The 15,019-nt window shown below is 75.3% G+C and carries 13 protein-coding genes; 2 read left to right on the forward strand and 11 right to left on the reverse strand.

All coding sequences use genetic code 11. The features are described 5' to 3' along the window. Positions 1 to 113: 113 nt before the first annotated feature. From RM780_RS17680 to RM780_RS17705, 6 genes are all read right to left on the reverse strand, one after another. Positions 114 to 947, reverse strand: a complete 834-nt coding sequence (locus tag RM780_RS17680) for a shikimate dehydrogenase (RefSeq protein ID WP_311631721.1) — start codon at positions 945 to 947, stop codon at positions 114 to 116. Then, on the reverse strand, positions 944 to 2,668 hold the full coding sequence (gene mltG / locus RM780_RS17685) for an endolytic transglycosylase MltG (RefSeq protein WP_311631722.1): 1,725 nt from the start codon (positions 2,666 to 2,668) through the stop codon (positions 944 to 946). The genes RM780_RS17680 and mltG overlap by 4 nt, the downstream gene beginning before the upstream one ends. A gap of 87 nt (positions 2,669 to 2,755) precedes the next feature. Further along, positions 2,756 to 3,220 carry a Holliday junction resolvase RuvX gene (gene ruvX, locus RM780_RS17690; protein WP_311631723.1) on the reverse strand — a complete coding sequence of 155 codons (465 nt, stop codon included), beginning with the start codon at positions 3,218 to 3,220 and terminating at the stop codon, positions 2,756 to 2,758. Then, positions 3,220 to 5,889 carry an alanine--tRNA ligase gene (gene alaS, locus RM780_RS17695; protein WP_311631724.1) on the reverse strand — a complete coding sequence of 890 codons (2,670 nt, stop codon included), beginning with the start codon at positions 5,887 to 5,889 and terminating at the stop codon, positions 3,220 to 3,222. Before alaS ends, ruvX begins: the two co-directional genes overlap by 1 nt. Continuing rightward, on the reverse strand, positions 5,876 to 6,250 hold the full coding sequence (locus RM780_RS17700; RefSeq protein ID WP_311631725.1) for a DUF6167 family protein: 375 nt from the start codon (positions 6,248 to 6,250) through the stop codon (positions 5,876 to 5,878). The genes alaS and RM780_RS17700 overlap by 14 nt, the downstream gene beginning before the upstream one ends. Positions 6,251 to 6,257: 7 nt before the next feature. After that, complete coding sequence (locus RM780_RS17705; RefSeq protein ID WP_311631726.1) at positions 6,258 to 6,707, reverse strand: DUF948 domain-containing protein; 450 nt, start codon at positions 6,705 to 6,707, stop codon at positions 6,258 to 6,260. 219 nt (positions 6,708 to 6,926) lie between these two features. Between RM780_RS17705 and RM780_RS17710 the strand changes: the two genes are divergently transcribed. Next, positions 6,927 to 9,176 carry an ATP-binding protein gene (locus RM780_RS17710; protein WP_311631727.1) on the forward strand — a complete coding sequence of 750 codons (2,250 nt, stop codon included), beginning with the start codon at positions 6,927 to 6,929 and terminating at the stop codon, positions 9,174 to 9,176. On the opposite strand, the gene rpsD is transcribed toward RM780_RS17710, so the two are convergent. Beyond that, positions 9,164 to 9,775 carry a 30S ribosomal protein S4 gene (rpsD, locus tag RM780_RS17715; protein WP_311631728.1) on the reverse strand — a complete coding sequence of 204 codons (612 nt, stop codon included), beginning with the start codon at positions 9,773 to 9,775 and terminating at the stop codon, positions 9,164 to 9,166. The two genes, RM780_RS17710 and rpsD, sit on opposite strands and share 13 nt — an antisense overlap. A gap of 56 nt (positions 9,776 to 9,831) precedes the next feature. On the opposite strand from rpsD, the gene RM780_RS17720 reads away from it, so the two are divergent. Then, entirely contained in the window at positions 9,832 to 10,623 is a 792-nt protein-coding gene (locus RM780_RS17720; RefSeq protein ID WP_311631729.1) for a DUF2470 domain-containing protein, read from the forward strand. A 49-nt stretch (positions 10,624 to 10,672) separates the two neighbouring features. Here the strand turns inward: RM780_RS17720 and RM780_RS17725 are convergent, their stop codons facing one another. The 4 genes from RM780_RS17725 to RM780_RS17740 form a co-directional block, all read right to left on the reverse strand. Next, positions 10,673 to 12,043 (reverse strand): replication-associated recombination protein A, encoded by a 1,371-nt coding sequence (locus tag RM780_RS17725; RefSeq protein WP_311631730.1) that lies wholly within the window; start codon positions 12,041 to 12,043, stop codon positions 10,673 to 10,675. 93 nt (positions 12,044 to 12,136) lie between these two features. Beyond that, positions 12,137 to 12,778 (reverse strand): vitamin K epoxide reductase family protein, encoded by a 642-nt coding sequence (locus RM780_RS17730; protein ID WP_311631731.1) that lies wholly within the window; start codon positions 12,776 to 12,778, stop codon positions 12,137 to 12,139. A gap of 101 nt (positions 12,779 to 12,879) precedes the next feature. Beyond that, positions 12,880 to 14,142, reverse strand: coding sequence for a histidine--tRNA ligase (gene hisS, locus RM780_RS17735; protein ID WP_311631732.1), 1,263 nt, complete (start codon positions 14,140 to 14,142; stop codon positions 12,880 to 12,882). Positions 14,143 to 14,153: 11 nt separating this feature from the next. Beyond that, positions 14,154 to 14,867, reverse strand: coding sequence for an MBL fold metallo-hydrolase (locus RM780_RS17740; RefSeq protein ID WP_311631733.1), 714 nt, complete (start codon positions 14,865 to 14,867; stop codon positions 14,154 to 14,156). Between the last annotated feature and the right edge of the window lie 152 nt (positions 14,868 to 15,019).

The following is a 15,019-nucleotide window of genomic DNA, read 5'->3' on the forward strand; positions in this document are numbered from 1 at the left end:
GCCCTCGGGCCGTGTGGCCGGCCCTCGGGTCTCCCCCCGCGATCCTGCCACGTCCGGGGCCGCCGGCCCGCAGGAGTTCGGCAGCCGGGACGGGCGCGAGGTCTCGCGGGGGGTCAGTGGGCGGCGAGGGCGGCCTGCCCGGCCTCCCGCATGGCGGCCAGCGGGCCGGGCGCGTGCCCGGTCATCGCCTCCACCTGGAGGACGGCCTGGTGGACCAGCAGGTCGAGCCCGCCCAGGACGGTGCCGCCGCGCGCGGACCAGGCGGCGGCAAGCGGCGTGGGCCAGGGGTGGTAGACCACGTCGAACAGCGTGCCGGGGGTGGCGGGAACGGCCGGGGCCAGGTCGTCGGCGGCCCCCGCGGGCGTGGTGGCGATCACCAGGGGCGCGGCCAGGGCCCGGGGGGCCTCGGACCAGGGTGCGGTGCGGACGGCGACGCCCAGGCGTTCGCCCCAGGAGCGCATCTCGGCGGCGCGCTCCGCCGAGCGGACGCAGGCGGTGACCTCGCCGGAGCACACCTCGGCGAGCGCGGCCAGGGCCGAGGCGGCGGTGGCTCCTGCGCCCAGGACGGTGGCGCGCTCGACGGTGGTGGTGCCGCGCTCGCGCAGGGCCCGCACCATCCCGGGGATGTCGGTGTTGTCGCCGGTGCGGCGGCCGTCGGGGGTGAACAGGACGGTATTGACGGCGGCCACGGACGCGGCGGCGGGGCTGACGGCGTCGAGCAGCGGCAACACGGCCCGCTTGAGGGGCATGGTCAGGGACAGCCCGGCCCACTCGGGGCCCAGGCCCGCGAGGAAGCCGGGCAGCGCGTCCTCGTCCACCTCGAACCGGTCGTAGCTCCACGCGGTCAGGCCCAGGGCCTGGTAGGCGGCGCGGTGCAGGGCCGGGGAGAGGGAGTGGGCGATGGGCGAGCCGAGCACGGCGGCGCGGCGGGGGGCGGGGCCGGTCACTCGCCGGCCTCCTGGGCCTCGTTGAACGCCTCGACGTTGCGCAGGTGTTCGTCGTAGTCGGCGGTGAAGCGGGTGTCGCCCTCGCGGACGGTGACGAAGTACAGCCAGTCGCCGTCGGTGGGGTTGAGGGCCGCCTCGATGGCCTGCTCGCCCGGGTTGTCGATGGGGCCGGGCGGCAGGCCGAACTCGACGTAGGTGTTGTAGGGCGAGGCGTACTGCGTGTCCTCGATGGAGGTCTCCAGGGTGGAGCGGCCCATCGCGTAGTTGATGGTGGAGTCGAACTCCAGCCGCATGTCCTGGGCGAGCCGGTTGTGGATCACGCGGGAGACGCGGCCGAACTCCTCGTCCTGCTGGGCCTCGGCCTCGATGAGGGAGGCGATGACCAGGACCTCGCGCGGGGAGCGGTCGATGGTCCCGGCGCGGCCGGCGAGGTCGAGGTCGGTGAAGGTGGCCTCGGCCCGGTCGACCATCTCCGTGAGCAGCGCCTCGGGGGTGGTGTCCTCGCCCACGGAGTACCGGGAGGGGAAGAGGAAGCCCTCGACGTCGCCCCCGGCCCAGTCGGGAAGGCCGAGGTCGGCGTTGGCGGCGACCTCCTCGGTGGTGCCCTCGGGCTCGCCCAGGGCCTGGTCGACCAGCGCGTAGATCTCGGTGGCGCGGCGGCCCTCGGGGATGATGAGGACGTTGGCGGCCGAGGGGTCGAGGAGCAGGGTGAGGGCGGACTCGGCGGACATCTGGGAGCGGAGGGTGTAGACGCCGGGCTGGATCGCCTCGCCGCCGCCGGACTGGGCGGCCTCCACGAACGCGTCGTGGCTGCGCACCACGCCCAGCTCCCGCAGGAGGTTGCCCATGTCGGAGAGGGAGGCGCCCTCGGGGATCTCGACCTGGACCTCGCCGCTGCCCTCGCCCGCCCAGTCGGGGGCCGGGCCGAAGCGGTCCTGGTAGAACTGGTAGCCGTACCAGGCGACTCCGCCCACGCCGCCGGCCACGAGCGCGGCGGCCACCAGGCAGCCGCAGCCGGCGCGGCGCTTCTTCGGCCGGTCGCCACGGCGCGAGCGGCGGGAGGTCTCCCCGGAGCGGGGGTGCTCCTCCGGCTCCTCGTCCTCGTCGCGGCGGCTGAAGAAGTCGCTCTCGCCCCGGTCGGGGCCGGGGTCCCAGCCGGTCTCGGGGTCGGGCCCGGGGGCGGGGTCCGCCGCGGGCGCCGCGTGGGGGGCTGCGGCGGCGTCCGGGTGGTGCGCGCCGGGGTCGGGGTAGGCGTCGCCGGGGTAGACCTCGCCCGGCCCGGGGTAGCCGTGCGGCGGGTGGGGGGCGTTCTGCGGCGGGTACGCCTGCGCCCCGTACGGGTCCGGGTAGCCGCCGGTGTCGTACGGGGCGGGCGCGGGGTGGGCCCCGGCGCCGGGAGCCTGCGGGTCGTACGGGGCCTGAGGGTAGGCGGCGCCGGAGTCCCAGCCGCCCTGCTGCGGATAGGGGGCGTGCGCGGCGGGCCCGGCGGAGTGCGGGGGCCACTGCTCCGGGGAGAGGGGGGCCTGCGGGGGGTACGGCTGTCCCGGGTAGGGCTCCTGCGGGGGCCAGGGCCGCGGGGTCGGAGCGCCGTAGGGGTCCCAGGAGCCGGCCGTTCCGTCCGCGCCGTCGTACCCGCCGGGCCAGTGCCGCTCCCCGTCGCCGGGCAGCGGGTCGTCGGGGTGCCACGGTTCGCCACCGGGCCCCCGGCCGTAGTCAGTCATCGATCCCCTCGTGACGCAAGGCGGCAGCCGGACTCTCCCCGAGGTCGCAAGAGCTGCCCTGTCGCCGGGAACGTTACCGTATCGCGATCAGACAACCACCTGGATGCACTCCCCCGGCGGACGCCCCGAGGAGCGCTCGGTGTCCAGCGCGTTCTGGAGGATGACGACGGCGGCGGCCTGGTCGATGCGGGAGCGGCCCTTGCGCGCGGAGACCCCGGCGGCGCGCATGTCGCGGGCGGCGGCCACGGTGGACAAGCGCTCGTCCACCAGGCGCACGGCGACGGGGGCGAGGCGGCGGGCGGTCTCCTGCGCGAACGCCCGGGTCCTGGCGGCGGCCGGGCCCTCCCGCCCGCTGAGCGAGCGGGGCAGCCCGACGACGACCTCGATCGGCTGGTACTCCGCGACCAGCTCGGCCAGCCGGCGGTGCGCGGCGGGCAGGTCGCGGCCCGGCACGGTCTCCACGGGGGTGGCCAGGAGGCCGTCGGGGTCGCAGCCCGCGACCCCGATCCTGGCCTCCCCGACGTCGACGCCGAGCCGCCTGCCGCGCCGCATCACGCGGCGTCCGCGACCTGGCGTTCGACGGCGGCCAGGGCCTCGTCGATGGCGGCCGGGTCCTGCCCGCCGCCCTGCGCGACGTCCGGCTTGCCGCCCCCGCCGCCGCCCAGGGCCTTGGCGGCGGCGCGGACCAGGTCCCCGGCGCGCAGGCCGCGCTCCCGGGCACGGTCGTTGGTGGCGACCACGGTGAGGGGCCGGCCGCCGGTGACGGTGAACAGGGCGACGACGGCCGGACGGTCGCCGCCGATCCGGCCGCGCACGTCGAGGACGAGGCGGCGCAGGTCCTCGGCGGTGGTGCCGTCGGGCACACGGCCGGAGGCCAGGGCGACCCCGGCCACGTCCCGGGCGCCCTCGGCCAGCGGCCGGGCGGCCTGCAGCACCTTCTCGGCGCGGAAGCGCTCGATCTCCTTCTCGGCGTCCCGCAGCCGGGTCAGCACGCCGGAGATCCGCTCGGGCAGCTCCTCGGGGCGGCCCTTGACCAGCTCGGTGAGCTGCGCGACGACGGTGTGCTCGCGGGCGAGGAAGCGGTAGGCGTCGACGCCGACCAGGGCCTCGACGCGGCGCACGCCGGAGCCGATGGAGGACTCGCCCAGCAGCTTGACCAGGCCGAGCTGGGCGGTGTTGTGCACGTGGGTGCCGCCGCACAGCTCCTTGGAGTAGTCCCCGATGGTGACCACCCGGACGCGGTCGCCGTACTTCTCGCCGAACTCCGCGATGGCGCCCTGCTTCCTGGCGTCCTCCATGGACATCACCTCGGCGGTGACGTCGAGTTCGCGGGCCAGCACCTCGTTGATCTTCTGCTCGACATCCAGCAGCACCGAGCCGGGAACGGCCGCGGGCGAGCCGAAGTCGAAGCGGAAGCGGCCCGGGGAGTTCTCCGAGCCGGCCTGGGCGGCGGTGGGGCCCAGGGCGTCGCGCAGCGCCTGGTGGGTGAGGTGGGTGGCGCTGTGGGCGCGGGCGATGGCGCGGCGGCGGGCGATGTCGATGTGGCACTGGACGGCGGAGCCGACCGTGACCTCGCCGACCTGGACCTCGCCCTTGTGCACGATGACGCCGGGGACGGGCTGCTGGACGTCGCGGATCTCCACGACGGCGCCGCTGTCCAGCCGGATGCGGCCGGTGTCCGCGAGCTGGCCGCCGCCCTCGGCGTAGAACGGGGTACGGTCCAGGACGAGTTCGAGCTCGTCGCCCTCCTGGGCGGCGGGGGCGGAGACGCCGTCCACGAGCAGGCCGACGACGGTGGCCTCGCCGGTGGTGTGGGTGTAGCCGATGAACTCCGAGGGCCCGGCGGCGTCCGCGACCTCGCGGTAGGCGCTGAGGTCGGCGTGGCCCTGCTTCTTGGCGCGGGCGTCGGCCTTGGCGCGCTCGCGCTGCTCGCGCATCAGGCGGCGGAAGCCGTCCTCGTCCACCGACAGGCCCTGCTCGGCGGCCATCTCCAGGGTGAGGTCGATGGGGAAGCCCCAGGTGTCGTGGAGCTGGAAGGCGCGCTCGCCCGGCAGGACGGTGGAGCCGGCGTCGCGGGTCTCGGCGGCGGCGGCCTCGAAGATGCCGGTGCCGGCCCGCAGCGTCTTGAGGAACGCGGCCTCCTCGGCGAGGGCGACGGTCTCGATCCGGCGGCGCTCGGTGAGGAGTTCGGGGTACTGCTGCCCCATGGTCTCCAGGACGACGGCGGCCAGGTCCCCGACGACGGGGCCGGTGGCGCCGAGCAGGCGCATGGTGCGGATGGCGCGGCGCATGATGCGGCGCAGGACGTAGCCGCGGCCCTCGTTACCCGGGGTGACGCCGTCCCCGATGAGCATGACGGAGGTGCGCATGTGGTCCGCGACCACGCGCAGGGAGACGTCGGTGGCCTCGGCGTCGCCGTAGCGCACGCCGGTCAGCTCCCCGGCGCGGTCGATGACGACGCGCAGGGTGTCCGTCTCGTACATGTTGCGGACGCCCTGGAGGATCATCGCCAGGCGCTCCAGGCCCAGGCCGGTGTCGATGTTCCGGGCGGGCAGCTCGCCGAGGATGGGGAAGTCGTCCTTGCCCTGGCCGGGGCCGCGCTCGTACTGCATGAAGACCAGGTTCCAGATCTCCACGTAGCGCTCGTCGTTGACGGCGGGGCCGCCCTCGGGGCCGAACTCGGGGCCGCGGTCGTAGTTGATCTCCGAGCAGGGGCCGCAGGGGCCCGGGACACCCATCGACCAGAAGTTCGGGCCCATGCCGAGGCGCTGGATGCGTTCGGCGGGAACGCCCACGACCTCGCGCCAGATCCGCTCGGCCTCGTCGTCCTGCTCGTAGACGGTGATCCACAGCCGTTCGGGGTCCAGGCCGTAGCCGCCCTCGGCCACCGGGGAGGTCAGCAGCTCCCAGGCGTAGGAGATCGCGCCCTCCTTGAAGTAGTCCCCGAAGCTGAAGTTGCCGCACATCTGGAAGAACGTCCCGTGCCGGGTGGTCTTGCCGACCTCCTCGATGTCCGGGGTGCGCACGCACTTCTGCACGCTGACGGCCCGGCGGTAGGGCGGGGTGGCCTCGCCGAGGAAGTACGGCTTGAAGGGCACCATCCCCGCGGGGACGAGCAGCAGCGTGGGGTCGTCCGCGATCAGCGACGCCGAGGGCACGACGGTGTGCCCGCGCTTCTCGAAGAAGCTCAGCCAGCGGCGGCGGATTTCAGCCGACTCCATCGGAATCCTCTTTCTCGGTCGGTGCGGCGGGGTGGGCCGGACCGGTGGGGGCGTTCGGGTCGTCCGGGCCGGGGGCCGGGGCCAGGGCGGCCCGGCGGGAGGGCGGAGGCAGGGCCCGGGTCTGCGCGGGAGGCGCGCCGGTGAGGCCGAGCGCGTCGTGCAGCTCGTTCTCCCGCTCGGCCATGCCCTCGCGCACGTCGAGCGCGAAGACCTTCACCCGGCGGCCGGCCGCAGCGGCGCGGTCGGCCGCGCGGACGGCGAGGCTCTCGGGGGCGAGGGCGCGGAGCGTGCGCTGGACCCGGGTGGTGGCCCAGACGCCCGCTGCGGCGCCGGTGGTGAACCAGAGGGCGCGGCGGAACACGGTGCGTTCAGTCCTTTCCCCGCCGGCGGCGCCGGGCGGCAGGGACGGTGCGGCCGAGGACGACCCGCCCGGCGGCCCGGGGCGGCGGCTCGGGCGCCGCGGCCGGGGCGGCGCCGCGGCGGCGCAGGGCGCGCCGCACGCCGTAGCCGAAGGCGGCGACCTTGACGAGCGGGCCGCCGAAGGCGGAGGCGACAGTGGCGGAGAGCGCCGAGGCGTTGGCGGCGACGTCCTGGACGTCGGAGGCGATGGTGTCCACGCGCTCCAGCTGGGTCTGCGCGGAGCGGACGGTCTCGGAGGCCTCGCCCAGCAGCGGGACGGCGTGCTCGGTGACGCCGTTCAGCAGCTCGGTGGCGGCGCGGAGGGTCTGGGCCAGCCGGACCAGGGCGACGGCGAGGAAGGAGACCAGGATCGCCCAGAAGACGGCCACCAGGAGGCCGGCCACTTCTCCACCGGACACGTATCCACCGCTTCCCTCGGACGGGTTGTCGTCGGACGGCTCGTCCGACGGTTGTCTGACCGGCCGCCGGGCGCGCGGGGCGGCCCCTGGCGCGCGAGGCGGCAGGTCCCGACCCTACCGCGCCGTGCGCCCGCGCTCGTACCGCATTCCCCCGCTCCTGCCAAGGGCCGCGGGCGGCAATTGTACGTTCTGCATACCTCCGAGTACGCTGCGTGTCCCATGCGAGGCTTTCAGGGTTCCGGGCCTGAAGCCCGGGAGATTCCGGGTGCGGCGCCTCCGCCGGGCAACCTCCCCGCGGAGCTGACGAGGTTCATCGGCCGCGAGGTCGAAGTGGGCGCGCTGACGCGCCAGTTGAGCCGCTCACGGCTGGTCACGGTGACCGGGGTGGGCGGGGTCGGAAAGTCGCGGTGCGCGCTGAGCGCCGCCCGGGGGATGCAGGAACGCTTCTGCGACGGCGTGTGGCTGGTCGAGCTGGCCACGGTGCGCGACCCCGAACTGCTGGACCACGCGGTGGTGGAGGCGCTCGGACTGACCGACCACACCGGGCGCGCCCCGCGCACGGTGCTGACCGAACGGCTCGCGGACCGCCGCCTGCTGCTGGTGCTGGACGGCTTCGAGCACCTGGTGGAGCCGACCGCGGCGCTGGTGCACGAACTGCTGCGCCGCGCCCCGGGCCTGCGGGTGCTGGCCACCGGCCGCCGCCCCCTGGGCGTGGCCGGGGAGCGGCTGTTCCCGCTGCCGCCGCTGGAGGCACCGCAGCCGCCCGACCCCGAGGACCGCCGCCCGCCGGGCGAACCCAGCGAGGCGGCCTGGCTGTTCGCGGACCGGGCGGCGGCCGTTCTGCCCGGCTTCGAGCTGACGGACGACAACCACCGCGTGGTCGCGGAGCTGTGCCACCGCCTCGACGGCATCCCGCTGGCGCTGGAGCTGGCCGCGGGCCGGCTGCGGACCCTGTCGCTGGAGCAGACCCTGCACCGGCTGGACGACCGCTTCCGGCTGCTGATCGGCGGAACGCACGGCGCCCCGCCGCACCACCAGACCCTGCGCACCGCGATCGGCCTGAGCCACGAGCTGTGCACGCCCGAGCAGCGCCTGCTGTGGGCGCGGCTGTCCGTCTTCGCGGGCCACTTCGACCTGGAGGCGGCCGAGTACGTCTGCTCGGGCCCCGACCTGCGCCGGGAGGAGGTGCTGGACGTGCTGACCGAGCTGGTCGCCCAGTCGGTGGTGACCCGCGAGGACGCGCGCTCCGGCGTGCGCTACCGGATGCTCGACACGCTGCGGGCCTACGGCGCCGACTGGCTGGAGGCCATGGGTGACACGCTGCGGATGCGGCGCCGGCACCGGGACTGGTGCATGGGCATGGTCACCCTCTCCGAGCTGCAGTGGTTCAGCGCCCAGCAGGCGGAGGTGGCGCGCCGGATCGACGACGAGCTGCCCAACCTCCGCGCGGCGCTGGAGTTCGCGCTGGACGACGAGGACGACGGGCGGCTGGTGACCTACCTGGCGGCCACCCTGTGGTTCTGCTGGGTGGGCTGCGGGCGGCTGGCCGAGGGGCGCGTCTGGCTCAACCGCGCCCTGGCCCTGGGCACCGACCACGACGAGACGCGCCTGAAGGCCCTGTGGGTGCTGGGCTACGTCGCCGTGCTCCAGGGCGACTCGGTCGCGGCGCTCTCGGCGCTGCACGAGTGCCGCGAGGGCGCCGAGCGCACCGGCAACGCCCGCGCCGCGGCCTACAGCCTCCACCACTCCGGGACGCTGGCGCTGATCAACGACGACATGGGCCGCGCCGAGCGGCTCTTCCGCGACGCGCTCTCGCGCTACGAGGAGATCGGCGAGCTGAACAGCAACGTCCTGATGTGCCGGGCGATGCTGGCGATGGCCGTGGCCTTCCAGGGCGACCTGGCCGAGGCGGTGGACCAGTGCGAGGCGGTGCGGCGGGCCTGCGACGAGCACGGGGAGCGCTGGGCCCGCTCCTACGCCCTCTACGTCCTGGGCTTCGCCGCCTGGAGCCGGGGCGACACGGCCACCGCCCGGGAGCTGCTGGCCGAGTCCCTGCCGGTGAACCACGCCTTCCGCGACCTGGTGGGCACCGTGCTGGCGCTCGAGGTGCTGGCGGGGATCACCGCGAGCGAGAACGACCCCGCCGAGGCGGCGGTGCTCCAGGGCGCGGCGGCCCGGCTCTGGCGTTCGGTGGGGATGCCGCTGTTCGGCTCGGACTACTTCAACGCCCCCCACGTGCAGTGCGAGCGGCACCTGCGGCGGCGCCTGGGGCCGGCGCGGTTCGCCGAGTGCGTCCGGGAGGGCGAGCGGCTGGACACCAACGGCGCGGTGGCGCGGGCCCTCGAGGGCCTGTCCACCGCGAAGCCCCTCGCGCTGCCCGCGGCCCGCGGGGCCGGGCGGGCGGCCCTCCCCGCCGCGCCCGAGGGCGGCGGGGAGGCCGTGGAGCCGGGCGCGGGTCAGCGGGCGTAGTACTCCACGACCAGCTGCTCGTCGCAGATGACCGGGATCTCGCTGCGGTTGGGGTCCCGGTCCAGGCGGAACGCCAGCGCCTCCAGGTTGACCTGGAGGTAGCGCGGGGTCTCGCCCTCGCCCGCGTAGCCGCCCTCGCGGGCCACCAGGAAGGGGTGCTTCTCGCGGCTGCGCTCGCGGACGCTCACCACGTCCTCGGGGCGCAGCCGGTAGGAGGGCTTGTCCACCTTGCGGCCGTTGACCGCGATGTGGCCGTGAACGACCATCTGGCGCGCCTGGTAGATCGTGCGGGCCAGGCCGGAGCGCAGAACGAGCGCGTCCAGGCGGCGCTCCAGCTCGATGATGAGCGCCTCGCCGGTCTTGCCCTCCACCTTGCGGGCCCGCTCGTAGGCGCGGGCCATCTGGCGCTCGCTGATGTCGTACTGGGCGCGCAGCCGCTGCTTCTCCAGCAGGCGGACCTTGTAGTCGCTGTTCTGCTTCCGGCCGCGTCCGTGCTCGCCGGGCGGATAGGGGCGCTTCTCGAAGTACTTGACCGCCTTGGGCGTGAGCGCGATGCCCAGCGCCCGGGACTTCTTGACCTTGGGACGCGACTGGTTCACGTGGACCGGACCTCCGTGTAAGTTAGGTGAGCCTTACCTTAGCCGAGGAGCGCGCCATGTTTCGAACCGGAAGGTCCCTGCCCGCCGCCGACGAGGACGCCCGGCAGCCGAGCGGCGCCGAGCGCGTCCGCACTCTCGTGGCGGGCAACGCGTCCGCCGTGCTGGTCATTCCGGGCTGCGAAAGCTCCGAGCGGGCGCCGGCCACGGTCGACGCGCGGGCCGTCTCCCCCTCGGGCGACGTGCTCCTCCTGCTGCCCGTCGGCTCGCCGGCCACCCGCGCCGCCACGCACGCCACCGCCGACGAGGTGACGGCCGTGATGGAGATCACGGACGTCGCCCCCGTGGCCGTGCCCCACCGCATCCGCGGCCGGGGCTGGGTGGCCGGCTGGCTGACGCACGTGCCCGAGGCCGAACGGCCCGCGGCGCTGGCCCTGTTGGCGGACGAACGGCCGGGGCTGCCCGAGCCGGGGCCGGGCGCGGCGCTGCTGCGCCTGGAGGTCGGCGAGGCGTACACGGACGACCTGTGGGGCGCGGAGCACGTGGAGCCCGAGGACTTCGCGGAGGCGGCGCCCGACCCGCTGGCCCGGCACGAGGCCGAGCTGCTCCAGCACCTGGCCGCCTCCCACGGGAGCCAACTGCGGTCCCTGTGCGCGCTGGTGGGCGACCGGGGGGCCTGTGCGGGCTGGCAGCGGGTGGTGCCGCTGGGCCTGGACCGCTTCGGCCTGCGGGTGCGCTTCTGCGCCGCGGACGCCTGCTTCGACGCCCGCTTCGAATTCCCCCACCCCGTCACCGGCATCCCCGGCCTGCGCACCGCCATCCGCCACCTCTTCGACGCGGCGGGGGCGTAACGCTCGCCGCCGCGGCTCGTGTGCAGCCGCGCGTGACCGGGGGCGGACCTCAGTCCCCCGTCAGGGGGCCGTCGCTGCCCGCGAGGCGCGCGCGGACCCGCTCCACGACGTCGGCGGTGCGGGCCTCGGCGCCATGGCGGGTGGGGCGGTAGTACCGCTTGCCGTGGACCGCGTCCGGGGCGTACTGCTGGGCCGCGATGCCGCCGGGCAGGTCGTGCGGGTACTGGTACCCGCGGCCGTGGCCCAGGCGTTCGGCGCCCGCGTAGTGGCCGTCGCGCAGGTGGGGCGGCACCGGGCCGGCCAGGCCCGCCCGGACGTCGGCCCGCGCCTCGCCGATGGCGACCACCGCGGCGTTCGACTTCGGCGCCGTGGCCAGCGCGATCGTGGCGTGGCTGAGGGTGATCGCCGCCTCGGGGAAGCCGATCAGGGCCACGGCCTGGGCGGCGGCCACGGCCGTGGGCAGCGCGGTGGGGTCGGCCATGCCGATGTCCTCGCTGGCCAGGATCATCAGGCGGCGGGCGATGAACCGCGGGTCCTCCCCCGCCTCGATCATCCGGGCCAGGTAGTGCAGCGCGGCGTCCACGTCCGAGCCGCGGATGGACTTGATCAGCGCGGAGGCCACGTCGTAGTGCTGGTCGCCGTCCCGGTCGTAGCGGACGGCGGCCCGGTCCACCGCCTCCTCCAGCGTGGCCAGGCCCAGCAGGCTCTCGCCCTTGGCCAGCGCGGCGCCCGCCCCGGCCTCCAGCGCGGTCAGCGCCCTCCGCGCGTCCCCGCCGGCGATCCGCAGCAGGTGCTCCTCGGCCTCCGGCGGCAGCTCCACCGCCCCGCCCAGGCCCCGGGGGTCGGCCACCGCGCGGCGCAGCAGGGCCCGCAGGTCCTCCTCGGCCAGCGGCTCCAGCGTCAGCAGCAGGGACCGGGACAGCAGCGGGGAGATCACGGAGAAGTGGGGGTTCTCCGTGGTGGCGGCGATCAGGGTGACCCAGCGGTTCTCCACCGCCGGGAGCAGCGAATCCTGCTGGGCCTTGCTGAAGCGGTGGATCTCGTCCAGGAACAGGACGGTGTCCTTGCCGTAGGCGCCCGAGGCCCGGCGCGCGCCCTCGATGACCGCGCGGACCTCCTTCACCCCGGCGGTGATGGCCGACAGCTCCGTGAACCGCTTGTCCGTGGCCTGGCTGACGACGTACGCCAGCGTGGTCTTCCCCGTGCCGGGCGGGCCCCAGAGGATCACGGAGGAGGGCCCGGCCGGGCCCCCGCCCCCCTCGCCGACGAGGCGGCGCAGCGGCGAGCCGGGGCGCAGCAGGTGCCCCTGGCCCACCAGCTCCTCCAGCGTGCGCGGGCGCATCCGGACGGCCAGGGGCCGCGCGGAGGGGTCCCTCTCGGCCCGCTCCTCGGCCGCGGCGGTGAACAGATCGGCTTCCACGCCACCGAGCCTAAACGGCGCCACCGACAGCCGGGCGGCCCGCTCGCGACCCGGGCGCGGGGCACGGACCGGGCAGGGGCGCCCGGGCGCGGGTCAGCTCGTCCAGAAGTCCCACCAGTTGGTCAGGATCAGCATCCCGATGATCGCGACGTGCACGGTGGGGATCAGCCAGTGGAACTCCTCCAGCGTCCGGCGCACCCCGGCCGGGGCCGGAAGGAAGCCGTTGCGGACGTTGTGGAGCGTCGTGTACCAGAACATGACGATGGTGGCGACCCAGGCCAGGCAGCACCACAGGCACAGGGCGCGGATCTCGTACAGCGACTGGTACTGGAGCCAGGTGCAGAAGCCGACGCCGAAGAGCGTGCCCCCCTGGAGCCCCAGCCAGAACCACCGCCCGTACCGCGCGCCGGCCAGCAGCCCCATGCCGATGGCGATGACCGCGCCGTAGGTCACCATGCCGAGCATGGGGTTGGGGAAGCCGAAGACCTCCGCCTGCTCGCTCTCCATGATGCTGCCGCAGGAGACGACCGGGTTCAGCGAGCAGGCCGGGGTGTAGTTCTCGTCCTCGAGGATGTGGAACTTGTCCAGCGTGATGACCCAGGCCGCCAGCAGTCCGGCGAAGCCGGTGATCACCAGCAGGAGCGCGAAGCCGCGCCCCGCGCCCACCGCTCTCGCACGCTCGTCGGGCACCGGGTCCTCGCCGGTCCGGACCGCGTCCACCACCGCTGCTGCCATCTGATCCATCCGCTCTCGTCCGGGTTCGGCTCCTCCAGTGTGCACCAGTGACCCAACGCTCACGGGCCGCTGATGTCAACCGGGCCCGGCCGGATCGTGCGTCAGGTGAGCAAGCCGCTCAGCTCCCGCTCCACCGCGTCCAGGGCCACCGCGCGCTGCTCGCCGCTGGCGAGGTCCTTCAGCTGCACGACGCCCTCCGCGAGGTCCCGGTCCCCGGCCACCAGCGCGTAGCGGGCGCCGCTGCGGTTGGCCGCCCGCATCGCCGCCTTCACGCCGCGCCCGCCGAAGGCGAAGTCGGCCGCCACGCCCGCCCGGCGCAGCCCCGTGACCACGGCGAACAGGACCCTCCTGGCCTCCTCGCCCAGCGGCACCGCGTAGACGTCGGTGGCCGCGGGCGCCGCGGGCGCCAGGCCCTCGGCGCGCAGCGCCAGCAGCGTGCGGTCCACGCCGAGCGCCCAGCCGACCGAGGGCAGCGGCGGCCCGCCGATCAGCTCGGAGAGCCCGTCGTACCGCCCGCCGCCGCCGACGGCGGACTGCGCGCCCAGGCCGTCGTGGACGAATTCGAACGTGGTGCGGGTGTAGTAATCCAGTCCGCGTACGAGCCGGTCGTCGTCCGTGAAGGCGACCCCCGCGGCCGTCAGCAGCTCCCGCACCCGCTCGTGGTACTCCTTGCACGCCTCGCACAGGTGGTCGCGCAGCAGCGGAACGCCCTCCAGCTGCCGCCGCACGCTCTCCCGCTTGTCGTCCAGCACCCGCAGCGGGTTGACCTCGATCCGGGTGCGGGTCTCCTCGTCCAGCTCCAGGCCGCGCAGGAACTCCTGCAGCGCGGCCCGGTAGGCGGGGCGGCAGGCCCGGTCGCCCAGGGTGTTCAGCAGCAGGCGGACGCCGGTCAGGCCCAGGGAGCGGTGCGCGTCGGCGGCCAGGATGATCAGCTCGGCGTCCAGCGCCGGGTCCTCGGCGCCGATGGCCTCGGCCCCGACCTGCGAGAAGTGCCGGTACCGGCCGGCCTGCGGGCGTTCGTAGCGGTAGTAGGTGCCCGAGTACCACAGCTTGACCGGGAGGCCGCCCGCCCGGTGGAGGTTCGCCTGGAGGGCGGCGCGCAGGACCGAGGCGGTGCCCTCGGGGCGCAGCGCGAGGCTGGTGCCGCCCTTGGTGGTGAGGGTGTACATCTCCTTGGTGACGATGTCGGTCGACTCGCCGACGCCCCGGGCGAACAGGGCGGTGTGCTCGAAGCCGGGCGTCTCGGCGTACCCGTACCCGGCGCGCCGCAGGGGCGCGGCCAGGGCCTCGCGCACCGCGAGGAACGCGGCGGAGTCGGGCGGCAGGAGGTCGTACGTGCCCTTGGGGGCGGAGAAGGTGCTCACGAGTGGGATCTTCACATTCCGGTTCGGGGGGCCGCGGGGTTCGCGCCCCCGCGGCCGGCTGCCAGCTCCCGCAGGTACGGGTTGGTGGCGCGCTCGCGGCCGATGGTCGTCTGCGGGCCGTGCCCGGAGAGGACCACGGTCGAGTCCTCCAGCGGCAGGCAGACGGAGGCCAGGGACCGCAGGATCGCGGCGTGGTCGCCGCCGGGCAGGTCGGTGCGCCCGATGGAGCCGGCGAACAGCAGGTCGCCCGAGAAGAGCACCGAGGGGATGTCGGCCGTCTCGGGCAGCCGGAAGGTCACCGACCCCCTGGTATGGCCGGGGGCGTGCGCGACCTTGAACGTCAGCCCGGCCAGGGCGAGTTCGCTGCCGTCCGTCAGCTCCCGCAGGTCGTCCGGCTCCCCGGCGGTGATCTCGCCGAGGAGCGGCTCCCCCAGGGTGATGCCCAGCGCCTTGCCCGGGTCGGAGAGCATCTCGCGGTCCTCGGGGTGGATCCAGGCGGGCACGCCGTGCGCGCCGCAGACCGGGATCACGGAGGCGACGTGGTCCAGGTGCCCGTGGGTGAGGACGACGGCCACCGGCTTGAGCCGGTGCTTGGCGATGGTCTCCTCCACGCCCGGGGCGGCCCGGTGGCCGGGGTCGATGATCACGCACTCCTCGCCGGCGGCGGGCGCGACCAGGTAGCAGTTCGTCCCCCAGGCCCCGGAGGGGAAGCCGGCGATGAGCAACGGTGGTCCTTCGGTCGTCGTGCGGTGCGCGGTCGGAACGCCGCGGGCGCGCGGCCCGGACGGAAGCCTACCGGCGCCGCGACGGCCACAGCGAACCCGTATACGGTGACGAGCGGCACCGGCCGGGCGCGCGGCGACGCGGGCGCGGCGGC

It is taken from the genome of Streptomyces boetiae (assembly GCF_031845405.1).
Taxonomy (GTDB): Bacteria; Actinomycetota; Actinomycetes; order Streptomycetales; family Streptomycetaceae; genus Streptomyces; species Streptomyces boetiae.

What these genes read in the sequence shown, in the direction of transcription:
- ruvX (WP_311631723.1), bottom strand. Translation starts at nt 3,220, where the DNA reads ATGCGGCGCGGCAGGCGGCTCGGCGTCGACGTCGGGGAGGCCAGGATC.
- mltG (WP_311631722.1), bottom strand. Translation starts at nt 2,668, where the DNA reads ATGACTGACTACGGCCGGGGGCCCGGTGGCGAACCGTGGCACCCCGAC.
- RM780_RS17710 (WP_311631727.1), top strand. Translation starts at nt 6,927, where the DNA reads ATGCGAGGCTTTCAGGGTTCCGGGCCTGAAGCCCGGGAGATTCCGGGT.
- alaS (WP_311631724.1), bottom strand. Translation starts at nt 5,889, where the DNA reads ATGGAGTCGGCTGAAATCCGCCGCCGCTGGCTGAGCTTCTTCGAGAAG.
- RM780_RS17720 (WP_311631729.1), top strand. Translation starts at nt 9,832, where the DNA reads ATGTTTCGAACCGGAAGGTCCCTGCCCGCCGCCGACGAGGACGCCCGG.
- RM780_RS17730 (WP_311631731.1), bottom strand. Translation starts at nt 12,778, where the DNA reads ATGGCAGCAGCGGTGGTGGACGCGGTCCGGACCGGCGAGGACCCGGTG.